Annotated in this window: 24 protein-coding genes; all 24 read right to left on the bottom strand. The window is 30.6% G+C overall.

What is annotated here, in order from left to right; genetic code table 11:
* Positions 1-21: 21 nt before the first annotated feature.
* The 24 genes from C8C87_RS02795 to C8C87_RS02680 all read right to left on the bottom strand — a co-directional run bounded on the left by C8C87_RS02795 (position 22) and on the right by C8C87_RS02680 (position 25,325).
* Positions 22-1,032 (bottom strand): glycosyltransferase family 2 protein, encoded by a 1,011-nt coding sequence (locus C8C87_RS02795; RefSeq protein ID WP_121341041.1) that lies wholly within the window; start codon positions 1,030-1,032, stop codon positions 22-24.
* Entirely contained in the window at positions 1,029-2,408 is a 1,380-nt protein-coding gene (locus tag C8C87_RS02790) for a glycosyltransferase family 2 protein (protein WP_233549999.1), read from the bottom strand. Before C8C87_RS02790 ends, C8C87_RS02795 begins: the two co-directional genes overlap by 4 nt.
* Before the next feature lie 171 nt (positions 2,409-2,579).
* Entirely contained in the window at positions 2,580-3,725 is a 1,146-nt protein-coding gene (locus C8C87_RS02785; RefSeq protein WP_121341039.1) for a glycosyltransferase family 4 protein, read from the bottom strand.
* Positions 3,726-3,731: 6 nt separating this feature from the next.
* A complete protein-coding gene (locus C8C87_RS02780) occupies positions 3,732-4,604 on the bottom strand; it encodes a hypothetical protein (RefSeq protein ID WP_121341038.1) in 873 nt (290 codons plus the stop codon).
* Between the two features lie 181 nt (positions 4,605-4,785).
* A complete protein-coding gene (locus C8C87_RS02775) occupies positions 4,786-6,219 on the bottom strand; it encodes an MBOAT family protein (RefSeq protein ID WP_121341037.1) in 1,434 nt (477 codons plus the stop codon).
* A gap of 7 nt (positions 6,220-6,226) precedes the next feature.
* Positions 6,227-6,601, bottom strand: a complete 375-nt coding sequence (locus tag C8C87_RS02770) for a serine O-acetyltransferase (protein ID WP_199716366.1) — start codon at positions 6,599-6,601, stop codon at positions 6,227-6,229.
* Positions 6,602-6,777: 176 nt separating this feature from the next.
* Entirely contained in the window at positions 6,778-8,052 is a 1,275-nt protein-coding gene (locus C8C87_RS02765; protein ID WP_233549998.1) for a UDP-glycosyltransferase, read from the bottom strand.
* A 141-nt stretch (positions 8,053-8,193) separates the two neighbouring features.
* Positions 8,194-9,027: a GNAT family N-acetyltransferase gene (locus C8C87_RS02760; protein WP_121341034.1), complete on the bottom strand. Its 834-nt coding sequence runs from the start codon at positions 9,025-9,027 to the stop codon at positions 8,194-8,196.
* Positions 9,024-9,938: a polysaccharide deacetylase family protein gene (locus C8C87_RS02755; RefSeq protein ID WP_121341033.1), complete on the bottom strand. Its 915-nt coding sequence runs from the start codon at positions 9,936-9,938 to the stop codon at positions 9,024-9,026. The genes C8C87_RS02760 and C8C87_RS02755 overlap by 4 nt, the downstream gene beginning before the upstream one ends.
* Before the next feature lie 13 nt (positions 9,939-9,951).
* Positions 9,952-11,076: a UDP-N-acetylglucosamine 2-epimerase gene (gene neuC / locus C8C87_RS02750; RefSeq protein WP_121341032.1), complete on the bottom strand. Its 1,125-nt coding sequence runs from the start codon at positions 11,074-11,076 to the stop codon at positions 9,952-9,954.
* A 48-nt stretch (positions 11,077-11,124) separates the two neighbouring features.
* Positions 11,125-11,913, bottom strand: a complete 789-nt coding sequence (locus C8C87_RS02745; RefSeq protein WP_121343270.1) for a glycosyltransferase family 2 protein — start codon at positions 11,911-11,913, stop codon at positions 11,125-11,127.
* On the bottom strand, positions 11,906-12,946 hold the full coding sequence (locus tag C8C87_RS02740; RefSeq protein WP_121341031.1) for an N-acetylneuraminate synthase family protein: 1,041 nt from the start codon (positions 12,944-12,946) through the stop codon (positions 11,906-11,908). The genes C8C87_RS02745 and C8C87_RS02740 overlap by 8 nt, the downstream gene beginning before the upstream one ends.
* A gap of 8 nt (positions 12,947-12,954) precedes the next feature.
* Positions 12,955-13,629 (bottom strand): cytidylyltransferase domain-containing protein, encoded by a 675-nt coding sequence (locus C8C87_RS02735; RefSeq protein WP_121341030.1) that lies wholly within the window; start codon positions 13,627-13,629, stop codon positions 12,955-12,957.
* Positions 13,626-14,567 carry a glycosyltransferase family 2 protein gene (locus C8C87_RS02730; protein WP_121341029.1) on the bottom strand — a complete coding sequence of 314 codons (942 nt, stop codon included), beginning with the start codon at positions 14,565-14,567 and terminating at the stop codon, positions 13,626-13,628. Before C8C87_RS02730 ends, C8C87_RS02735 begins: the two co-directional genes overlap by 4 nt.
* A gap of 295 nt (positions 14,568-14,862) precedes the next feature.
* Positions 14,863-15,918 carry an acyltransferase gene (locus tag C8C87_RS02725; protein WP_121341028.1) on the bottom strand — a complete coding sequence of 352 codons (1,056 nt, stop codon included), beginning with the start codon at positions 15,916-15,918 and terminating at the stop codon, positions 14,863-14,865.
* 170 nt (positions 15,919-16,088) lie between these two features.
* Positions 16,089-17,120: a glycosyltransferase family A protein gene (locus C8C87_RS02720; RefSeq protein ID WP_121341027.1), complete on the bottom strand. Its 1,032-nt coding sequence runs from the start codon at positions 17,118-17,120 to the stop codon at positions 16,089-16,091.
* Between the two features lie 15 nt (positions 17,121-17,135).
* Positions 17,136-17,975 carry an FkbM family methyltransferase gene (locus C8C87_RS02715; RefSeq protein ID WP_121341026.1) on the bottom strand — a complete coding sequence of 280 codons (840 nt, stop codon included), beginning with the start codon at positions 17,973-17,975 and terminating at the stop codon, positions 17,136-17,138.
* 37 nt (positions 17,976-18,012) lie between these two features.
* Positions 18,013-19,227: a glycosyltransferase family 1 protein gene (locus tag C8C87_RS02710; RefSeq protein ID WP_121341025.1), complete on the bottom strand. Its 1,215-nt coding sequence runs from the start codon at positions 19,225-19,227 to the stop codon at positions 18,013-18,015.
* A 14-nt stretch (positions 19,228-19,241) separates the two neighbouring features.
* A complete protein-coding gene (locus C8C87_RS02705; protein WP_121341024.1) occupies positions 19,242-20,165 on the bottom strand; it encodes a glycosyltransferase family 2 protein in 924 nt (307 codons plus the stop codon).
* A gap of 2 nt (positions 20,166-20,167) precedes the next feature.
* On the bottom strand, positions 20,168-21,199 hold the full coding sequence (locus C8C87_RS02700) for a glycosyltransferase (protein WP_121341023.1): 1,032 nt from the start codon (positions 21,197-21,199) through the stop codon (positions 20,168-20,170).
* Complete coding sequence (locus tag C8C87_RS02695; RefSeq protein ID WP_121341022.1) at positions 21,186-22,139, bottom strand: glycosyltransferase family 2 protein; 954 nt, start codon at positions 22,137-22,139, stop codon at positions 21,186-21,188. The genes C8C87_RS02700 and C8C87_RS02695 overlap by 14 nt, the downstream gene beginning before the upstream one ends.
* A complete protein-coding gene (locus C8C87_RS02690) occupies positions 22,123-23,040 on the bottom strand; it encodes a glycosyltransferase family A protein (RefSeq protein WP_121341021.1) in 918 nt (305 codons plus the stop codon). The genes C8C87_RS02695 and C8C87_RS02690 overlap by 17 nt, the downstream gene beginning before the upstream one ends.
* The gene (locus C8C87_RS02685) at positions 23,041-23,982 is read right to left on the bottom strand and encodes a glycosyltransferase family 10 domain-containing protein (protein WP_121341020.1); all 942 of its coding nucleotides are present in this window, start codon (positions 23,980-23,982) and stop codon (positions 23,041-23,043) included.
* Positions 23,983-24,194: 212 nt separating this feature from the next.
* On the bottom strand, positions 24,195-25,325 hold the full coding sequence (locus C8C87_RS02680; protein ID WP_121341019.1) for a glycosyltransferase family 4 protein: 1,131 nt from the start codon (positions 25,323-25,325) through the stop codon (positions 24,195-24,197).
* Between the last annotated feature and the right edge of the window lie 8 nt (positions 25,326-25,333).

Here is a 25,333-nt window from a genome sequence, read left to right as displayed (position 1 = left end):
TAGTTTAAATTTCAAAGCGTATTAATAGCTATCGCTTTTCTCTTTTGGCTTACTCAACCATAAACTCCACCATCCTACAGTCCTACCTAATGCTTCAGTAAAGGCTTCCCTTTTTTTGGTACTGGTTAAAGCATTACTGTATCTTATAATGGTCAAAAGTATCGTAATGGAATGCCACCTCCATTTTGCGTCAAGAAGTGGTTTTGGATTTTTTGTTCGCCACACATACCAGCCATTTCTGACTACCATTTTACCATATTGATATTGATTGGGTCTTCCTGAGACATCATGATAATGATTTAATTTCGCTGAAGTATTCAAATACAACTTTCCCATTTTGGCTACTCGCAACGTAAAATCAGCATCTTCATACAAGCCATATCCCTCAAAATAAGTAGAGAACTGCAACGTTTCGAATACTTTTTTTCTAAAAGAAGAAACACCCCCCATAAGCATTTCGACTTCATAGATTTTGCCGTTGGGAGGCAAAAAACCAACGCTTCGACCATGCGAAAATAAGGATGAAAAACCAGGTGGACAATCACTATCCAATCCTAATCTTTTTCTCAAAACAAATCGGCTCCCGTCCATTCGTTTCCAGCCATCAAAAAAATACTCCTCAATTTTAGGTACATAATTATAACCCACAAATTCACATTCAGATTCATTGATGATATAACCTCCAACGCCTAAAGCTTCTGGATAAATTTGGTAGGTTTTTACTATTTGCTCAAAATAATCATTGTCTAAAACGGTATCATCATCTAGAAAACAAACTATTTCCATCTCGTCCTCTACACGCTCTATCCCATAATTCCGTTGTTTAGTCAGTCCACGATGCTCAGGCGGTACTGAAAAATACTTTAAAGATTCAAATCGATTTTCATTTAAAACAATTTCTGTTTCTTTATTTATTGACCCATCTATGACTAAAATTTCATTCGGGTATAGAGTTTGTTCCTTAACCGATTGCAACAATTTAATTAAAGGTCTTGGGCGCTTGTAGGTGCATATAATTAGGGAAAACTTCATGATACCTCTTTTAATTGATTAGCCCAAAATACACTTCGATTCCATTGTTTTTGAAACATTTTAAAATAACGGTATGGATTTTTAATATTCTGATATTTATAATATTTCATAAATAATATTGTTTTATACCCCTTGAGCTGCTCTTTGGAATTATGTAAAATAATATACAACAAAACTGTTGGTGATGGCTTAGGTTGAATACAGTCTTTGTGCCAAATCAATTCTGGTTTTGTTCTGAATCCCCCTATAGGTGATTTTAAATGCAGTATTTCAGGCTCAGGGAAATACAGCACATCATGACCTTGATTTCGCAATTGCATTCCAAAATCAGCATCTTCTCCATAACCAAACTCCAGCGCAATATTAAATCTAATTTTATTTAAAACATCTCTGCTCGCTAAACTATTTCCAGCTCCGAACGTTTGCCATTGTATTATTTTTTTATGCAACTTAGATTCGTTTTTTTGAGGATAGGAGGTAGTTACTACTTCAGTTCCATATTTTTTAATATTCTGAAAAATTTCTTGAATTAAATTAGGTCCAAAACGATTATCATCATCAGCCAAAAATACCCACTCACTTTCCACTTGATCTAAAGCAAGATTTCGGGCGTTACAGGCACCTGCTTGGTGTATAAAAAAATGTTCTATTTTAAAAGGCCATTTTTCAATTTCAATATAATCCAATTCACTTTGGCTATCCTCTTCTGGATTTTGCTCTACAATAATAATCTTGTTTGGCAGAAGTGTTTGTTCTGAAAAATCTTTTAATACATCATACAAATAATCGCTTCTTCCAATAGTTGGAATAATTACATCGACAGTAATTGTATCAATTACTTTTCTTGACGACTGAACGATTATGCTATCTAAGTTTATGGTACTATTTTTTCTACCCTTAAAAAAAAGTGATGAAAATAAAGGAAATATAGGAAATTTCCTTTCATATAAAACTAAATTCAACAACAAAAGAAACACCCATTGTATCTTATAATGCTGTTTAACAAATCTGAAAAGAGTATAAATACTCGCTTTCGATTGGGGTATGTTTTTTAATAGTTCTGACTTTAAAAGTTTCGGTTCAGAATAACAAAGTAAACCTAAAGGCATTCCTATTTTTGCTATCGAACTCAAATAATAATCAAAATCAGCATCACAAGCTATTCTATTCTTTAGTAGATTTAAAACAGAAGCATGAATAACACCTACTTCACTACTCATTTGCCAAGTTGGATAGGATACCTTTTTATTAACATTAATAAATAAAGATTCCTCAACATAACCTATTTTACTATCAAAAAAAGTATCTTGCTGTGAGGAAAAAGACAACATCATTTTATCATGGTGAAACAGCGTTTTTATTGCTTCTAAATCCAAGTGTTCTTTAATAGCTGAATGACACCAAAGTATTTTTTCTTCTGGAAATTGTTTGGCGATCTCCTGTAAACTACTTGCAATAGTTCCTTTATAATCAAATTCAATTTTTTGATTATCTAAAGTCGTCACCGCTGTAATTTTAGTATTTATGTGGCAAACAATAATCAAAACTTATACTATTAAAGATTTATAAAATGACAAACTTTTTTGTGCAACAATTGTTATACTAAATTTCTCTGTTACCTGTTTTCTCGCTTCAGTGCCAAACTCTTTTTGCAACTTGTCATTTTCCAGTAGCTGTATAATTTTATTTGCATACAGCAAGTGATGAGTTGGATGCACTAAAAAACCATTTATTCCGTCATCCATAACTTCCGTTGCCCAACCAATATTAGAAGCGACAATTGCTTTTTGCATGGCCATAGCTTCTATCCATGAAACAGGCAAAGCTTCTGCAAATGTGGGAAATACACAAACAGTTGCGTCATTGATATACTTTTTTATATCCTGATAAGGGACTACACCTAAATAATCTACATTAATCAATGCTTGTTCCGTAAACAGTTTCTGCATCATCTGCCAAGTTGAACCATTTCCTGAGGTAATATCAGGAACATCTTTTCCAACTAAAATCAATCTTGCTTTAGGATTTTTTGTTACAACTTCATTAAAAATAAGAGGCAATTCCAACAAACCTTTTTTACGTATTAAGCTACCAAAATATAGAATAGTATTGTTATTTTCATTGCTTTCATCATTCGGGCTAAACGCATCAAGATCAATTGAGTTAGGAATAATGGTAAATTCCTTATCTAAACTAAATACCTGATTCGTTTTATCAGCTGTAAATTGGCTTACTGAAAGTAATGCATCAGCATTTTTTAAAGCTCTTTTTTCATGAAATTTATTCTTCCATTTTACAGGACGTCTATCTAAATGACAAAAATAAGTATCAGAACCGTTCAATCGAATCACTATTGGGCATTTTTCAGGATTTATAAAAGACGTAATTCCGGTCCAATCCGGTGCTTCTACCACATCAATTTCTTTGCAATCATACAAACCATTAATTATTTTTTGAAGTTTTTTTCGGGTGAGATACCATGACAATCCTTTCAACTTCACATTTCGTATTTGCTGAACTACAATCCCATTATCGTCAAAAACAGCCTCTTCTTTTTGACCATATACCAAAACCCGAACGGAGCACCCTTCTGCCAATAAACCTATTGCCAAATTTTTTATACTGGTGCCAATACCACCGGAACTACCCGTATTGAGGTGTGGATATTCAGGAGTCAAAAAAGCTATTTTCATATTTTATTAATTAAAAAAGTGGCTGATAAGTATTGAGGTAAACTTCCTTGCTCCAGTATCATTCATATGTCCACAAGAGGAAAAATACTGATCTCCTTCTACCGCACTTTCATAATTATGAATTTCGGGATAAATTTGATGCACTTTTTCAAAATAATCCAATCCTTTTGTATTGGTGCACATGGGGGTCATCACTGCTATTAAATTGATTTTATTAGCGGCACAAATTTGCTTAATTTCTTCATAATACTTGTTTTTAAGCGGCTTCAAACCACGTATGTCATTTTTCATATTTCCCTTTTTCTTCCCTAAAGGATAATATCCTAAATGTGCTAAATAAGCAGTAGGTTCTTTTGTTATTGTTTTATACAATTCCCTAAATCCTATCTTGGAGTCAAAGGCAACATACCTGTAAAAAGGTACATAATACAATGATTTAAAATCTTCTTCACCGGAAAAATGATTTTTTATTATTTTAGAATCATGAAGAAATGGAAGAAAATGCGACGAAACTCCATTGTCTCGCTTCTCATTAGACAAATTCAAATCCGTCTCTAAAATTAGATTTTTTATACTATACTTGCGTTCAACCATCAATTTTAACAGCAATGAAGATTCAAATAAATGCGAACCACTCATCCCAAAATTAAAAGTCTTCAATCCTTTATCTTCAAACATCGGAGCTACGAAATGATTGTTGGCTCTGGAAGAGCCCAAAATCACAACGTCGTAATTCCTGGCCTTTGAATTGTAAACATACTCAATTTTCCCCCTATTGGAGGACTGTAAGTAGGTAGCCGTATAAAGAAAGTCTAAAACTACAGCAATCAATGCCGTAAGGAATAGTATTTTGAAAGTCAAAAGTAAAAACTGCTTCATGGTAGGTTTACCCACTTTTATATTTATAAATTCATTCTAATTATTATTTATACTCAAGATTTCTTTTTGCTTCTACAATCCTAAAGAAAAAAAAGAAATACACCACTATCGCATTTCATAATATTTTAAATTGTAAGCTTTTTATAGCCGAGGAAAATTAAAACTTATACCAAACTCCTAATTAAAATTGAAAATAAATAAATTCTTTATAATCCGAATACGTTCCTAAAGCAACGATAGCTGCAATACATAATGCTAATTTAAGACTACTGTATCTTCCAGAAATGGGTTCCACCTGCATTCGGCTGTTCCACTCAACTACTACAAAAATGCCAGTCAACAATGCAATTTCATAATTATAGCGCTCATTTTCTAAATACTGCGGTAAAAAACGCTGATCAGTAAAAATACGACCAATATAGTCAAAAGCATCACCTATCGATTTTGCCCTAAAAAAAACCCAGGCCAAACAGGTTAATGAAAAGGTACTAATGATACTTAAAACTACTTTAAAAGAGTTCCAATTCCAATGCAATGAAACCGGTTCCATATTAGACCGGTTCTTTTTTAAAAGTAACAACGGTAAAAAATACAGCGCATTAATAAATCCCCAGGCAATAAAAGTCCAATTCGCACCATGCCAAAACCCACTAACCAAAAAAATCACAAAGGTATTTCGAATTTTCATCGCCATACCACCACTGCTGCCTCCCAAAGGAATATATAAATAATCCCGAAACCAAGACGATAAAGAAATGTGCCATCGACGCCAAAACTCAGCAATATCACGAGAAAAATAGGGGTAATTAAAATTACGCAACAAATCGATTCCAAATAATTTTGACATTCCCAAAGCCATATCCGAATAACCCGAAAAATCACCATATATCTGAAACGCAAAATAAACGGTTCCCAATAACAATGACAGAGAATTCATGGATTCGTAATTATCAAAAATAGCATTAGCATACGTAGCACAGGTATCCGCAATGACAACTTTTTTGACCAATCCCCAAACGAATTGATTTGCTCCTTCTTTGGCTTTTTGATAGTTAAAGTTACGTTTTATTTTTACTTGTGGTAATAAATGTGTGGCTCTCTCTATGGGGCCGGCAACCAGCAATGGAAAATAACTGACAAACAAGGAATAATCCACGAAATTATATTCGGCTTTGATTCTTTTTAAATAGATATCAATAACGTATGATAATCCGTGAAAGGTATAAAACGAAATACCCACAGGTAAAACTACATTCAGCAATAAAGGACTCGTTTGCAATCCAAATCCATTCAATAACTCAGAAAAAGAATCAGCAAAAAAATTATAGTATTTAAAAACACCCAGAAAACCAAGATTGATGCTTATACTCAACCAAAACCAAAATTTACGGCCAGCCTCAGTTTTCGCTTTTTCAATTCGAATACCGGTGTAATAATCCAAAAACGTAGAAAAAACCAACAGAAATAAAAAACGCCAATCCCAACAGGAATAAAAATAATAACTCGCTACTATCAATACTGCATTTTGAGTGCTTTTAGTTTTGTTAAAAACAAACCAATACAACACAAACACAATAGGCAGGAAAACGGCAAAGGATAAAGAATTAAAAAACATACTATTTTCAGCTATTATGAATGTAGAAAGAGGATAAATCCTTATTGATTATTGTGGTTTTAGAACTCACTACTGTATGATAATCCGGTACATCTTCCGTTACAACTGCATTTGCAGCTATGGTAACATGATTCCCAATTGTTATTGCACCGAAAACACAGGCACCTGGTCCAATAAATACACTATTTCCAATTTTTGGGACTCCAATATGAGCTCCTGAATTGCTAACTCCAAAAGTTATTCCTTGAGAAATATTACAATTATCTCCTATTACGGTATCCCCATGAATAACCACATTTCCAAAATGTCCAATATAAAAACCTTTCCCAATTTGAGTTCTGTAGGAGATATCAAATCCGTACTTAACTTTTAAGTTCCGCAACCACAGAAAGAAAAAATAAAACAAAGGCCTGTTCCTGCTTCTAAAAAATTGAGTTAAGCGAAAAATAGTCATGAATTTCAACCCAGGGACAGGCATAATTATAAAAGTCTTGACGAGTACCCAAAAGCTAATTTTAGTAATACCATATCGTTTATAATCCGATAAAATAGTTTGTTTTAACATGTTTCCTTTTTACAAATTTTGGAAATGCTTTCCCAAATACGTTGAGAAGCATCTTCTGCTGGATGCTGGTTAATTTTTTCAAACCATTCTTGAGCATTAGCAACCACTTTTTGAGCTTCATCACTCAACATCATTTCTATTTTAGAGGCAATTTCATCCGGTGAATTCAACCAAACTACTGCATCTGTAGGCATAGAACGAAAATGAACATACTTATAACATTGATGTAAATCCCAATTCTTATTGGATCGATCTTTTTGATTATAATTAAAATAAGCGCATGGTTTACTATGGCTAGCATAATCAAAAACCATAGAGGAACCCAAATTAACTACCAATTCAGAATATGTAATAGTATTTGATAATAGAATCACATCCTCTTTAGTTGGCAAAATTGTATTCCATGAATTATTGATATTTTCCCATTTTGGAGCAATTTCTACAATTAAATCTTTGTAATTCGAAATTATTACATCATATCTACTCGAAATATCAACAGGACATCTTCTAAAAATAATTCCAAGATTATTGCCTTTCTTATTTAACAGGATTATTGCTTTTACAAAATCTTCTAAATATGATGGATCATCTGGAGAAGTAGTAATATCATCGCCAGAAAAACAAAGATATTTTTTGTCCAAATCTAAATTATTCTGTTTAAAAAAACTCGCCTTAGCTTCTATAGAGTTCTTATCATAATGATTTTCAAACTGAGGTGTTCCTGCAATAACAATTTGATTATCATTTATGTAAGGATAATAATAAAGAAGCTCTTCTTTCATGAGTTTACTCCATACAAAATAATAGTCAGTTTCTACGACCATTGTCCCTTTTGGCAGGTTATCCCATGAGAAAATAAACGTTGCTGTAGGAATTTTTAAATCATGAGCTGCCAATAAAGGCGATATTGCAAAACTAATTCTTTGATTGGTACAAAAAACCATTGTTGGTTTCTCTTGTAGTAATGTGGTTAAACAATTTTGATAATAATCGGTTTTACGTTCATTTGTTAAAATTAACTGTCTAACTTTTCTTAAACCCTTTTTTGATGAAAAAAAAATAGTTATCGTATGAATAGCTAGATTTTTTAAAGTTGACTTGAAAGTTTTATAAGAATTTGGAAATCGATATGAATCGTAAACAGAATCTTTTGTTTTTTTTATATTTAAATTTAACTCAATTTGCTTTCTCGCATTTTTTAAAATATCCGTAAATGGATGAATTTTCGCATTGGTTATTGTAATTTCCTCAAATCCTAAATTACTCAAAGGGAATAGTGTGTTATTCCAATAAAGAATATCAAATCCTTCTTTTTTTCCGATATCATAAAATTTGGAATAGGCAAAATTTCGCAATCCAATTCCGTCGGGTAATAAAACTAAAATTTTTCTTTTATTCATTTTATATTGTTACAAACTTCCTATTCTTCCATGATCAGAAAAATTTCTTTTAACTACAAATTCATTATCTAAAGGCTTTTCAGATAAAAATGTAATGTCACAAAAATAGTTTTCTTCAACTGGATTCAATCTCCAAGGAACTACGTTCTTATAATCTAAGGTCCAATTATTTTTATCCAAATCTTTTGTCTTTAAATCGTTCCAAGAGGTAATATAATCCACCCAATTATAACCTAATTCCCAAGCTTGATTTTCTAATTCTAGCAAATTTTCAATTTCTAAAACTCGTAAACCTCCAACATTCTCTTGACTTACAGCTCTTGATCCATCATTAAGTTGAATACCTTTAATATTTGGTTGTTGAAAATAATGAGTGTCCTTTTTTATAAAACTCTCAATATTAACTGAAACATTTTTACATACTGAAACAAACGATTTATCTGAAATCGAAGGATTTATTTTTACATATCTTACTAAATCATAATAACGAATCCAACGCATATTTTTATACAACCCCAAGCCAGCTTCATTTGCAGCAGTGGCAGCCAATGGATAATAATCTCTGGCTAAACTATATAATTTACTTAAAATACCTTTACCCCTGCACTCGTCATTTAAATATACATTAATAATCCAAGCTACCCCATCTTGAAAATTAGCTCCAACATGTCCTACAATTTCTCCTTTTACATTTAAACAAATAAAGGAACGACCATATTGTGAATCGCCATATTGCCATTGCCAAAATTCTTGATTGTGTAATGGGTGATTTTCTCTATAAATTATTTTAAAAAATTGTAATAATTTTCCCCAATCCTTTACTGTTGCTTCTCTCGTAATCATATTCTATAATTTTTCCCGCCAACTAAATCATTACAATCGTAACGATTTAATAATAATTTATTTTCGTTTCCTTTATTCACACCTCTATCAGTAGTAAATCCTATCTTGTAGCCTACTTTTTTTGCAATTTCAGCAACTTCATTAGTACAAGATTCCTTATTTCCATAAGGATATGCAACGGTATTTATAGTTGTATTAGTTAGTTTTTCAAAATATATTTTAGAATTTTGTAATTCTAAAATAATGTCTTTACTTTCTAATAACCCTAACGGGTAATGGCTATGAGTATGGCTTCCTAAAAAACCAATTGAAGCTAATTCTCTTATATTCAATTCATTGAAATACAAACTATTCAAAACTGCTGATTCATCATAATAAGCTAAAAATAAGCTATCTATTATTTTTTCTTGTTCTGAAAATGTTAATCTAAAATTTAAAATATACTTTAAAACAGCACTTTTTTCATCATCGTAAATATAAATCTCTTTAGCTTTAAAAGTATTTATATTATTGATTTTTGTTGTGTCAATTTTTGAAATACTTTTTAAAAAATCATCTGAAGAAATAATAGAGCGTAATAAATGAATTTTATGAACTGTACTGACTTTTTTTTGATCATAATTAATCGAATTAGCAAAAAATAACGCGGGTATATTCAAAGAATTCAATATTGATAAACCAAAATCATACTGTTCTTTTAATCCATCATCAAAGGTTATTAAAATAAAATTCTCTTTAGAATTGATGATTATATCTGCATTATTAGTCAAATCATTCGCAGAAATAAAATCCCCTTGATTTTTTAAAAGTAAAAGTTGTTCTTTAAATTGACATGGTGTTACCCCAAAAACACTTGGATAATTAGTTTTATAATTTTCTCTTATGTAATGATAATTACTAACGGTTAGCACAAATTATTTATTTTTAAGAATTATCTCTAAACTGTTTTTGATGATTTATTTTCCAAATATCGCCATTTTGAATGGAGTTCAAAAATAAAGCAGTACTATTTCCTTGTCCAAAATCTGTTGTTGTAATTTGTACTTTGTGGGAATCTATAGACTGTAAAGCTTTATCGATACTTTCAACAGTATAATCAATATTTATTATATCAGCATGCACAACTCTATTTTGCTGTCTAGACCCAATATTAATGATAGGAATTCCATAATAGGGAGCTTCCCTGATTCCGGCGCTACTATTACCAATGATGAATTGGGAATTCTTTAAAAAAGTTAAAAAATATTCAAAACGCAGGGAAGGAAAAACTCTGAAACGATTATTATCTCTTACCCTTTCGTATTCTTTTATTATACATTGACTCCCTAAATCATTATTAGGATAAATTACTATATAATTATGGGAATCTTTTAATAAACTGTTGATAAAATCCGTTGCATATTTTTGCATTTCTACAACTTCTGTTGTCACAGGGTGAAACATTACAATGGCAAATTCATCAAAATTGATTTCATAATAGTGTTTTACAATTGCTAAACTAGGGAGCGAATCCGAAAACATAATATCAATATCTGGCGAACCTATAGTAAAAATAGAAGTCGCAATTTCTCCCATTTGAAGCAAGCGTTTTGCTGCATCATCATTAGAAACAAAATGAATATGACTTAACTTACTGACACTATGCCGAATTAATTCGTCAACAGTACCTGAAAGCTCGCCTCCTTCAATGTGTGCTACTAGAATATTATTCAAAGAACCTACAATAGCTCCAGCCAAAGTTTCAACTCGATCCCCATGAACGACAATCAAATCCGGATTCACTTTTTTGCAGTAACTTGACAAGCCTTCTATCGTTTTGGCTAATGTTAAGTCCATTGTAGTTTCATGCGTATGATTTTCAAACGTATGTACATTTTTAAAATTACAACGTTCAATTTCTAAAAGCGTGTATCCATATTCTTCTTGCAAATGCATTCCTGTTACAAAAACAAAAACTTCAAAATCTTGATGATCATCAAGAACAGAAATTAGTGATTTTATTTTACCAAAATCTGCTCGCGTTCCGGTAAGAAAAAGGATTTTTTTCATTAAAAATGATGTTGTATTAAATTTACTCTGTAGAACATGAGCTAGCCTTTAAAATTTTTCAGGCTTATTATTTATAAATTTTAAAAGAAAAAAGAATCTTTTAAAAGAATAATAAATACTGCTGATAAAAACTCTAAAAGCACTTATTTTGGAGCCTACCAACATTTTTAAAGCGGTAATAAAATTATGTTCCGTATGCCATAATTGATATCCTCCAATAACTTCATTTTTATATCTAAAAAAAAGTTCTTTATTACTTCGCTTTATGTCGTAGCAAAAAATAGATGGAGTAAATTCAATAGCGTATCCTTTATCCAAAACTCTTTTAGTCCATTCCTTATCTTCCATGGTTTGAATGTCTTCTTTAAACTTCAACTCTCTCCACACATTTTTATTAAAAGCTGATCCACAAAAAATCACACCTGCCCCATTTGGATTTTCATTAGCCGTTACGCCATTTATATAGAGCGCATAATCATTCTTGTTATGCAGACATCTTAGGCCGGCCAATTTACTGTTATTTTGAAAACTTAATTGTATCAACTTAAAGAAATCGTGGCTTACAGGATATGCATGCGCACTAAAAATAACCACAATATCATTGGAGGCACTTTCTGCTGCTAAATTTGCACTCCCACCATAAGAAAATTTATCAATAGAGACTTTTTTTACAGCGTGTTTTTGTATTACAGATGAACTATTGTCGGTAGATAAATTATCCAACACTATAATTTCATCAATATCTTCAAAATATCTTTTTTTCAGATTATTAAGTAAGAAATCTAAAGACTCAGCTTGATTTTTATTCCGGATGACTACCGATATTTTTTCATTCATAGTCATTATACTTTAATTGTTCATCGTCACAAATATCTCTTGTTGCAATCTTACCAATGATAGAGTCATATTTATCAGCTAATAGAGCTCCTGTCCCAGGTCGTTTCACCCAAATATTCTCTTTAGTAAATAGTTCCCCTTTTTGTATGGATTGAATAGAACAAACAGTTGCAAAAGCGAAATCGATGGTAACTTGTTCCTCTAAAGCAGGTTTTTTTGTTCCACCTCGCATTTGCCACATTTCATCGGAAGAAACAATAAGTTCTGTACAAGCTTGTTCGTCCATACTACACACAATATCTGGGCCCGTGCGATACATATGATCCGTAAAATGGCGTTCCAAAATACTGGCACCCAAAGCAACAGCACCAAGACAGGCATTATTATTTAAAGTATGGTCTGACAATCCAAAAACATTATCACGAAAAGCGTTATGCATTTCCATCATAGCTCCAAAACGCACTAAATGAATGGGTGTTGGATACAAATTCGTAGTATGCAATAAGGCTACTGGAACTTTATGTTTATCGAATATTGCTACAGCTTTGGTGATACTGTCAATGGTATTCATTCCGGTACTTAAAATGACGGGCTTTCCAAAAGAAGCTATGTGTTCTAATAATGGATAATTATTACATTCCCCGGAACCGATTTTATAAGCTGGTACATCAAATTTTTCCAAACGATCTGCAGCGGCACGAGAAAAAGGGGTAGAAATAAAGATCATCCCTTTGCTTTCAACATAATTTTTCAACTCCAACTCATCGGCTTCGTTCAAAGAACACCGCTCCATGATCTCATAAATAGAAACATCAGCATTACCAGGAATTACTTTCTTAGCCGCACCACTCATTTCGTCAGCAACTATATGTGTTTGATGTTTGACTACCTCAACACCAGCCCTACCCGCAGCATCAACCATTTCTTTTGCTATTTGTAAAGAGCCTTCATGATTAATCCCTATTTCTGCGATTACTAATGGTAGATAATCGGGTCCTATTTTTCTTCCTGCTATTTCTATGTATGGGTTCATAAAATATGTTATGAATTATGAATTATGATTTTTTGATACAAATACTCCGCATAATCAAAATCATCTTGAGTATCGATATCAATACTGGCAAAAATATGATTTACTTCATAAGGTATGCTATTTTGAGAAAATATTTTGCCTTCTTTTATCAATTTTGCTTTACTTATATACAACAGTCCATTTTCAAAATAAAGCGGTTCTAAATCTTGACTGCGTTGGCCTATGGTATAATTATAAGGTTCAAAGCAATGGTTTGAAATTTTACCTAATTTTTGATGGTTTCTGGTAACAGTGAATAAGCTGTCAGAATCGCTGATACTATAATATTCAAAAGCTTCACGTAATAAATTTTCAGGTCGCAATGGATTAGTTGCTTGCAATAAAACCACTGTGTCAACAGCGTACGGAATAACATCTAAAGCGTGTTGAACAGCTGTTATTGTAGGTTCTAAATCTCCTGACAAATATGCTGGACGGTCAATCACCTGAGCTCCATAATCTAGTGCTATTTTTTTTATTACCTCATCATCTGTCGATACGTAAATTTCGTCTACAATATCCTTATGTTGCTGAGCAAACAAAATACTGTGAGCAATAAGTGGAATACCTCCAAACAAAAGACTATTTTTATCAGGCAGCCGTTTAGAGCCTCCACGCGCTGGAATTATTGCTATATTTTTCATTTAAAAAAATCTGAACTAATAACGTTATCTTTAGGCTGCCAATATATCCTGGCAGCAGGAAGCTTTTCATAACTATTAAATTCGTTTTCAGTCAATCGATTACTATTTTGTATTATTTTGGGTATTGCAAAAAATAAATCAAATAGCGCCAAACAGAGTACCTGTAAGACTTTTACATCTCCTTTAAACACTTTTAATTGCAATTGCTTCCAAATCGAATATACCATTTTTCGCGGAATAATACGTTTGGGATAAAACAAAAAACACAAAAACCATCCAGAACGTAAAGAACTTCGTAAACGAATATAGTAATCGGAATTGTTCTTTCGTGATTTCAAATCTACTCTATGATTGACTAATATTTCAGGAAAATAGTGTACTCCCAAATTCTGCTTAAACAACTGAAATGCTCCAAAATCCTCCTCTCCATAAAAAACAAACCATTCCGGGTAATTGGGTATATTGTGCCAAGCTTTCATTCTCCAAACATGAGCACAGCCCACAAAACTTTGTACACGTTGAGGAAATTCAAATGAAACTGTATTTAGTGGTTCGGTACGCCCCCAAAATATTCGAAAGGCAATCAAACCACAATGCGGATTGGATTCAAAATAATTTTGGATTGGTTCCAAAGGATTATTTGTTAAAAAATGAGCGTCATCATCAAGAGAAATAGCATACATTGCTTTTGTTTGGCTAAGCATTTTGTTTCTACAATATAAATATCCTTTTGACACTTCATTTCTTTTGAGTAAGATAGTAGGATAATTATTCTGAATATAATTAAACGTTCCATCATTCGAACCATCATCATAGATAATACATTCAACATCGTTCCGAATTAACAAATACTCTAATTTTCTTAATGTAAGAATCAAATCATTACATCTGTTCTTGGTACTTATGAGAATCGAAAATATTTTTTCCTCATTTTTCAACTTCAAATATTTTTTAAAAAAAATTTATTGTTTTTATTATAATTTAACGCTTAGATCGAAGCAAAAAAATATTTTGTAAAGATAGTTACTAAACGATTTATAAAAATGCGGTGAAATCAAGAAAATCAAATTAGTAATTTATATGGGGCTAAAAATAAATTTCTCTTCAATTCTCAATCATACTTTGTGTCACCATAACTATAATAAAACTATATTTTAAATTATAAAAATACTAAACTAGTCTATTAAATGCCGATTACAAAAAGTATAAAAGTCTAATTTATTTGATGAAAAATTAATACGTTATATATTTTTTTAATTTCAAAATTGGTTTTTCTATGATAATCCAGGATAAGTAACTTAAAAAAATTAGAAATAAAGTTTGTAAAACAAATTCAATATACGAAAATTGACCCAAAGAGCTCGGGGTTACTACATTAATCTTTTGAAGCCCCCAAGACCAATATTTAGGAAGAATGTTGTGATAGAGATAAATCCCATAACTAATTAAACCAACAAATTCTATAATTCTATTTTCGAGAATTTTTTGGACCATGAAATGATTACCATTAAATCGACAAAACGAGATCAAAGTTACTGATAGTATTGAAACAGCTAATCTTTCAGAAAAAAAAGGAATTTCAAACATTAAGTTATTCGTAAATACTAAAACTAATATAGGAACAAAAAGCCATTTCAAACTCAAATTAAAAAATAAAATCCGATTGGGTTTCATAATTTCAAAATAAGCTAATAAGGCTCCAATTCCAAAAGCATTCACAGAACTTAATGTTAGTATTTCAACCTTACCTTCAAAAAAGAACGGATACAAAGTACCCAACAAAATAACAAAACAAATAAAGCTAAAAAGACTTCTTTTAAAAATAAAAAGTAAGCATAATGGCCAAAAAAGATAAAACTGTTCCTCTACTGAAAGCGACCAAAAATGAGCCAAACTACCATACCATTTATTCGTTGTATAATTTAGATAATTGGCTCCATAAAAAAAATACCATGAAAAATTTTCTCGGAAACGATTCCCTATAATCCCATCAGTAAAATACATAAAAAAAAGCAACAAATAGTAAATAGGGAAAATACGTAAACTTCTTCTCAAAATAAATTTTTTTAGAATAACAAAATCCGAAGTCTTTGAAATCACTTGATTTTGAATTTGAAAAAATAGTAATCTTGAAATTAAAAAACCACTCAAAACAAAAAACAAGGTGACACCGTAATCCCCAATTGAAAATTTTTTAAGGAAATGGTTCACTGGCAATCGATGAGACAGTATAACTAAAAAAACTGCAATAGCTCTAAGACCATTCAATCCAAAAATATAATTCTTCATAAATCACCTCTATCGGTTAGATTTTTTATTAAACTTGAATAGAGGAAAGCATAATCGTTCATCAACTACCCCTTGACATACAAAATCATACCTCATACATCTCAAAGAAAACCATAAGTCACCAACCACATATATTAATTTTTAAAAACTTAACATATCGAAATGGACCCTTATTTTACGATTGGCGCAATTGTAGAATAATTTTTAATCATTGTTTTAGGTAATTTTTTCCATCGGTAAAAAAACCTAGAAACAAACTCACTACCTAAAACCTTAGAAAATATTTTACTTTTTAATCCAACTATAGAATCCTTAGCACGTTTATGTAGTTTAAACCCCGAATCGATTTCAGTACTGTTGTTTTTATTATGTTCGATTTCAGACATCCAATCTTCGAAAACATTTCCCATATGATAGGCGTAATTATCATAAGTGGTTACTCTCCAATAATCATATTTCAAAGGTAAAGTGTCTAAGTAATTTTCTGAATCTCCTCCTAATTTATAATTGAAATACGATTTCATTTCTTGGAACATTTGTTTTTTATAGGTCGCTACAAAATGTCCTGAACCTACAAATACCTTAACACCATCATGTTCTAAGCCTAAACCGTATTTTAGATAATCTTTATTATAACTTCTATCCCAACCGATACTGTCATAAAAACGAATAAATCCTTCTGAGGATTGTATTGGAATAAATTTTAATTTTTTACTAAAAAGAGTGTCAAAAAGAATATTTCCACACTTATTTTTATACATGCAAAATTGAGGTACAACACCCACTACACCTGCTTTTGGAAATGTTCTAAATACTTTTGTTGAGGCTTCTTGCCAATTCTCTAAAAATAATACATCGGCATCAGTTATGGTAACTAACTCTATATTATTCCCGGCAAGACCTTTTAGCACTGCATTCAATTTTCCTATATTCTCCGTATGAATGAGTTCTTGTATATGACCCTCATGATAGATCTGATCTAAATATTCGATTACCATTTCACAACTTCCATTATTAACAACAGTAATACAGGTTTTACTATGAACCGTTTTCAAGAGCGATTGCATACATAATTGAAAAATCCTTAGACTGTCTTTAAAGTATCCTTCTTGATGAGGAATATATACAGGAATAACTACCTGATGAAGGTAGTCTGATTGAAGTATGGCTTTATCTTTATGTGGGTTATTACCTATTCGCACGAATATTATTTATTTTTAAATAAATGAATTTATAGCATGATTACCTTTTAAAAATATATAATCGCCACTACTATCAAAATTAAATACTTCAATTAATTTTTTGTTGTTTTCAATTTTAAAGACTTTATCAAAATTAAAGTGTTTTAAAAAACTAAATATTTTATTGCAAGTTTGTGTTGAATTAATTTCTGTCACTAGTTCAATAATAATAACAATATTTTCAACTTGATTTAAAAGCAATTTAGCACCATCTAAAACTTCTTTCTCAAACCCTTCAACATCAATTTTCAGAAGTAAATATTGTGAATCAACATAATTCCTGAAAGAATCTAGTTGTATTATCGGAATAGAAACCTTTTTATTACTACCCGAAAAATTTATTTTCATTGAATGCTTTCCTTTATTCCACCCTTCATTTATATTTAAAAGAACATTATTTACTGTACTCCCAACCCCCATTCTAAAAGGCATTATATTATCAAATTCATTTAAAATAATATTTTTTAAAAAAGAATTGTAATTATTAACTTCTGGCTCAAAAGAATATACAGCAATTTTCGAATTAGTCGCTGCTGCTGTTAAAGAATGAATACCAATATTTGCGCCAACATCAAAAAAAGTATAATTCATAGAGGAATATTTTTCTATAAGTTTTAAAACTTCAGCTTCATTGTAAGTATCAAAAAATACATTAGATTCAATTGCCGATTTTACACCAACATTAATTTTAAATTTATTATAAAGGATTACTACTTTCCTAACTCCTAATAAATATTTGATGCGATTCCTTATAAAATTACTTTTAATAAAATATTTATAAATAAAAAGCAATTGCTTTATTAATGTTTCTCTCATTATTATTTTTTAAAATTTTGTAATTAAAATAAATAATTTAAAAACTCTTTTGAAATAAAACTTCATTTAATTTCTTTTTAAAATGTTCATCACTAAAGTAATCCCCAAAACAATAGACGGGTTCATTAGAAACCAATCTTTTCTCAATAAGCACTTCTAATTTTACTTTAACATCTCCAATATCACCTCCATTTGCAATCAATTGGGAGTCTTTGATAATTTGTCTTAATTCACTCCGCTCTGGTGAGATACAAAATACAGGTTTATGTATTGAAGCTAAAAAAGGCGCTTTCCCAACTAAAATATTACAGTACAATGGTCCATTCTCTAATATAACATTAATATCAGCAATATAAGCTTGCTCATAAGCCGAATTAGAAAAATTTAAAGTGGGTAATATTACAATATTGCTACATTCCTTATAGTTATCCTGCAAAGCATTTACATCTCCTCCTCCTAAACGCAATACAAATTCCGTTTCTTCTTTGATTGTTGCATTCTCATTTACTAATGCTGCATAGGCATCCAATAGGGTATTAATTTTTCGCCCAAACTGTATAGAGCCATGATACGCAATCGTAAGCTTTTTTTGCTTAAGCTGGACCTGTTGAATATCTGACAAATCAAAAACAGACGGTGAAAACTGATGTGGTATAGTGTAGAATTTTTTACGGGAACCATATAAAAATTCTAAATCATTAGACATTAATTGTGCAGTACTGATGCAACCTTTAGCCTGCTGAATTACTTTATACATCGTTTTGAGTCGAAATAATTCTACACCAGACAGCTCATGATGAGAGCCTTGGTACCAAAAAAAAGGATAGGGATCATGAAAATTAATAATTGCTTTTTTAAGAATAGGTAAATCTCTGCCGCCCAATAGCGTTTCGTGATTCAAGCCTGAACTCCTGATAAAAATATGATTGTACTGCTCGTGGTCTATTTTTGAAATATAAGAACCATACGATTTATGCACAAACCGATCGTACAAAGAAATATGAAAAAGACGCCAAGAAATCCGATTCAACCATTTGATGACAAAGGGAGGTTTTAAATTAATAACATGGGATTGAATGGAATCAACCGGCAATAAATGCAATTGATCTTCGCTATAATGATTTTTCAAATACAACACATCAATAATAGACTCCGGATAAGCCATTCGCAACTTAGCCAGAAAAGAACGGGAAACAATCCCTTCACTTGCCCCTGAGACTTTTAAATTTTGTGCGATTACCAAAAATTTCATTTAATTGATATTACTTATTTTTTAATCTTCTTCCAAATTACATAAAAATACAACCGTAATGGCAAATGAGCATAAAACAATCTCCATTTTAGTTCTTGTCTTTTTGGTAAATCTAAGGTATTTATAATTCTTTCAAACAAGTTGAATTTTTTATATTGCAAAGAAACTTGAATAAAATAACGAATTATTTCACTAGACAACATTTTTTTATTTTTTAAATTTGCAATTACTAACTGGATGGCGTCTGTGTAAGAGGACAAACTATTTAAATTTCTATTACCAAAGTCCCCCGTGATAGACACATTGTGTTTTCTGCCATAATAAAGGGTTTTGTTAATCGATATACCTTTATTTACTGAAGTTATGATTCGTGCATAGACCTCCCATTCTTCTGCGTACTTTAAATGCTCTGTGTATCTATGATTTATATAACATTCTTTTGTCCACATGACTGCACAAGAATTAAATTGCAATTCATTTCTCAATACTTTGTTGATATCGCTACTGTCAATATAAAAAGAGGTATACTCTTTTGAGTAATCAAAATTATAAACAAAATCTCCTCTGAAAACATCCCTGATGTACCTACAAAAAGAGAGCTGCTTATCGGATAATTCGAATACGCATAATTCTAAGTTTTGGGGATGTGCAATATCATCATCATCAAAAAATATAATATAATCACCTTTTGCCACGTCTAAACCGTAATTCCTACTTCCAGGTAATCCTTTTTGATAATTTGGGGTACGTACTAAATATTGAAATCTAATATCATGCTTTAATACAGGTGATAAAATTTCCAGAGTATTATCGGTTCCTCCATCATCAATAATAATGCATTCCCAATCTTGATAGGTTTGAGCCAAAATCGATTGTATAGATTCTAATATATATTCCGACCTGTTATAAGTCGCCATTATTATGGACACTTTTGGCATCTCTATTTCTTAAAAAATGAATATTTGATTAACGTTTTGATTGCTTTTTTATCCAAAAAAAAACCGTATTTTTTTACAATATAAAAAGATTTGGATAGATTAGTTTTCGTACCCTGATCTAGAACCATTAAATGAACTATTTTATTTAAAAATACTTTTTCAATTGTATTTTTATTTTGGAAATTAATATTATGGGACAACTGTTGTTTGAATTCGTTAATAACACTTTCATTGTCTATAATCCATTTAAAAGTTATTTTTTGATAGGTTAAAGATTTGCTTAAAAATTCCCTAATAATTAAATAATCCTTTTCTAACAATGTTTTTGAGAAACTGTCATACATTTTAATTACACTCTCATTAAAAATTTGTTTCTTTTCATTATCAACTGCAATTTGATGGGTTAAACTTGAATCGTGTTTTCTATAACGGTACAGTTTTTTTCTGAGCTGGTAAAAACGACTATGTGCAATTGCCCTCAACCAAAAATCATAGTCTTCTACTAAAAAACAATTTTCATCATACCCCTTGTTTCTCTCAAAAACTTCTTTTTTGTAGAGAAAACAGTTACCAATATAATTGCGGAATATTATATTTTCTAAATCAAGAAAAACAAAGTCCCTAACTTTTTCACCATTATGATCAATTATTACCATATCGCAATACACTACATCAATATCATTTTCACAAAGTTTTTTTGACATCTCTTCAATCGCAATTGTTTCAAATATATTATCATCGCTTGTCCAAGTGACAAAATCGCCTTTTGCAACATAATGACCAATATTTAGACCAGCTGGTAAATTCTTTTTTTCGACATTATTAATGATTTTAATTCTACTGTCTTTGTTAGCATGGGACCTGATTATTTCCAAAGAATTATCAGTAGAAGAATCATAAACAATGATTAATTCCAAATTTTGATAGGTTTGATTCAGGCAGCTTTCGATAGATCTTGCTAGGAATTTTTCCCCATTATACACAGGAAGAATAATTGAAACTAGAGGTTTCCTCTTTAATTTATTTTCGTGCATATTTCATAATATTATATCCTTTTTTAAAATAGATACCCAGAAAAATCGCTAATAAAAAGGCAACACCTCTTTTAATAGAATGATATTTACAAATCAACTTAAAAGACTCTTTTTTATAAGGTAATCCCGTTCTTGTAAGAGCTAAATCAAAGGAAATGCGCATGTAGCCCGATAAAAACCACCTTATTAATGTATTATTCTTATAGATAACCAAATCATTTGCTGTCTGATATTTTAACGTAGCTAATATTGACATATAATTAATATCATTTTGTCTATTTTTTAAAGAAATAGAATCAATATGTATTCTTCTATGTGTTAACGTTTGACTTATAAATGCTCCTTTGACTTCATTTTGTAATACTTTTATAAAAAAATTATACTCGTCACCGTCAATAATATTTTCATTAAATTTCACAGAATCAACAATTTTTCGGGTACCCAAAAAATCATCCGTAATCCAGCCAATCCGTACGTAAGCAAAATTTTCAGCATTGATACTTTCTTGAGTTCGATCAAAAGAATATGGTTTATCCAAAAGTGCGGCAGTATCGTGATCAAAATTTATAGTATCCGTAACTACAAAATCCAACTCTTTTTCAATTAATGTTTGATAAGCGATGTTTAAATGATCGGAAAGCATTAAATCGTCGCTATCAAACCATTTTATCAATGGTGCTATCGATTTTGTATATCCAAAATTACGGCACGCATTAGCCCCTTTTTTTAGTTCATTTGGTCTTTTGTAGACTTTAAAACGAGAGTCTTTTTTCTGGTACAAATCCATAACTTCAAAAGAGGTATCAGAACTATGATCATCTACAAGTATACATTCCCAATCCGTAAATGATTGCCCAATAATACTGTCTAAAGTATAGGTTAGCAAATGCTCCCGATTATACACTGGAATAATAATAGAAATTTTAGGAACTTTGAGCATGCTTATTTAAATGGATTAAAAGTCGTCTTGCAAACTTTATAGATTGTATAAAATATAAATTGATAAATAAGAGTGTAAAAACGCAAATAAAAAAACTAAAATTTGCTTTATTGATTTTGTAAATAAATTGTTCATAGACATGTAACAGTTCTTTACGTTGAAGCCGTTTAAATTTTAAAATATGCTTAAATATAACAAAATGATAAAATGCTAAAGTAGCTTGATTTTTTTCTTCTATCCTAAAGTCACTTCTAGAAATATTTTCCTTGCTTAACCTAAAACACACAGATGCTGAATTAATAGAATAAATATATTTAAATTGCGAAAATTCAAGCCAAGCCCTATCATCAGAATGCCAAGCCAAACGATAATCAAAAAAACCGTAGCGCAAATACATACTTTTTCTAAAAATATATTCCGATAAAGAACTACGGGTGGAGTTAGTCATCCGTCTGTACATAAAATCAGTTGCTTTTTCAAGTACCGGGTGCTCGTACAACTCAGAGATTTTTCGTAGCTCCATTTGTTTTACTCGTGTTGCAAAACGAACTACATTACATTCATTTTCATTAATTTCTGGTAAACTTTTATAAAAATCAGCAATACAGTTCTCACTGAGTGTATCATCATCACAAAGCAACATCATCCAATCCTCATTTCCTGACAGAGCAATGCAACGGTCCCACTGTTTTACAAGTGAAATAGCTCCCAAATTATCTTCAAATCTATGATAATTAAAATCAAATCTTTCTTTGTATTTATCTAACAAAAATTGAGGATCTTCTGGACTGGCATCATTACCAATATACACTTTAAACCGTTTATCAGTTTGATGGGCAAGTGAAATAAGCGTATCCTCAAAAAAAGTCAATTTATAATATGGAATTACTATAGCAAGCATTTACACTAATTTTAATTTTACTAAAAATCTCTTTTTATGCTTTTTATATCCTATATTGTACCTTAGAATGTATCTCCATAATTTTCTAACAAATAGATTTTCATGGTTTTCTATAATTTTGATTAATATCCGAAGTACCTCTTGATGTTCTTCCTCATGAGATAGTTTATCCAAACTAAAAGTGGGTTGCATTATGATATCGATAGCCAATTCTTCATTTTGGTCTATTTTCAACATTTCATCAATCAAGTCTTTTTCGGACTTAAATTTATTATAGTCGATAAATCTTTTAGCATTAAAATCTTTATCAATTAATCTATTTCCCCAATATATTGGAATACAATCTTTAAAAATTGGCTCCATTATTTTTTCAGTTGTATAACCGTCTTGTTCCTTGTTTTCAAAAGAAATTACAAACTTGTAATCTTTAATAAAATCAAATTTATCTGCAACTCTGCCTCCAACATTATTTAAAACTGCTCCGCCGGAATCAATGAGTTTTACTTTTGAAAGATTTTTGAAAAATTCTATTCTTTCTATACAATTTGGGTTTGAAATTACCATACAACAAAACTTAGACTTAGTGCGCCAAATTCTTCTGGCTTCTTCTCTATTGACAATAGTTTGCAATTGATCCAGCATATCACAATGATCAATATACAAAGAATATAATGGCAACCTAAAATGATTTTTTCTGTTATTGTAATCAAATGAAAAAGCGTAATCACAGACTGAAAAGTCAGGCCTTCTATTTTCTCCAGTATAGAATATTCTAAAACAATCAAATTTTAAATATTCTTCTCCAAAACAAGAATAAAATAAGAAATCAGGTTTTTCATCAATTAACACAATGTATTTTTTGACCAACAAATTATAAAAATAATTATTAGTTTTATTGAATGATGGCCAAAAATCAACAAAATTTATTTTAATTTCCTTCATAAAAAACTTTTATATCTTCGACTAATATTTCAACTAATACTTCAAAAAATCCACTTTAAAAAAGAAGGAACAGTATTGGCAAACATTAAGTGTTTTTGCATCAGATCTTTTTACAGTGTTAATTTTAACTTTTATTTATTTTAATTCAGGAAACTGCTACATTAGTTTTCAAAATTTATAATTTCATTAACAATAATTTATTGTTTTTTACTTTAGATATTTTCAAGAATAGTATATAATTCAGCACCCATAATTTCAGCAGTAAATCTTGAAAAATTTACTTTATTCATTTCTCCATCTCTCAATCTTAAATCAACATCGTTATAATACATAATAATTTTTTCTGCCATCACAACTACATCAAGGTATGGAACTATAAAGCCACCGCCATTGACTAAAATTTCTGCAGTTCCCGTTGCTTTTTCAAAACAAATAATGGGAATCCCCATTTTTCCAACTTCGATACAAACTAAGGGAAAAGGATCTTCTCTTGAGGTCATTAAAAAAATATCAAAATTTTTAAAATAGTTTTCTGGATCGCTTTGTTCTCCAACAAAAAAAACGGTCTCTTTTAGATTTGCTTTCTCTATATCAGCTTCAATAAGGTTTCTTTGCCTGTTGTAAATTTGTCCCACCCAAGTAAATTTAATTTTAATTTCCGGATATCGTATTTTTATGTAATTAGCAACTTGTATAAATAAATCATCTCCTTTTCTCGAACTCACCATCCCAGAAGCACCTACCTCGAAAACCTTCTCGTTCTCTTCTTGCTTTCTAGCTACTTTGCCAGAAAACTCATAAACAAGATAATTCTTTAATGGATCAATACCCCAATCTAAATTTAAATGTTGCATTACCATATTAGAAACAGATATAAACAAATCGATATGGGGAATATGCTCCTTAAAATTAGGCAAATAAGCCTTAATTGTTGTATTTAATTCATGGATATGGGCAACCAATTTGGGTTGATTACTACAATTCTTTTTTAAAAGTGTAGCAATTGAAACTGAGGCAATGGTATTCGCATAAATGATGTCATATTGCTGACTAGCAATTTTTTTTATATACCGATTTTTTCTAGTATTAGTTTTGTTAGTTTTTCTGAGTAAATAGAAATACAACCTGTTTCCAAAAGATTTCCTAATTAAAATATCACTGTAGTTGTAACATACATTAGCCACTTGCTTAAATTCATCTAGTAAATCACCCCCTTCTAAGAAAAGAACATCAATTTCAATATTTTTATTTTCTTTTTTCAACCATTTTAAAAACAATAGTAAAACATAAGGCGCTCCAGTTCTTGTTGCATTATTTGATATAAATATAATTTTTTTCATCATTATGAAAA

Origin of the sequence: Flavobacterium sp. 120, from assembly GCF_003633605.1 — a bacterium.
Taxonomy (GTDB): Bacteria; Bacteroidota; Bacteroidia; order Flavobacteriales; family Flavobacteriaceae; genus Flavobacterium; species Flavobacterium algoritolerans.
This window is presented reverse-complemented; position numbering and strand designations above follow the sequence as displayed.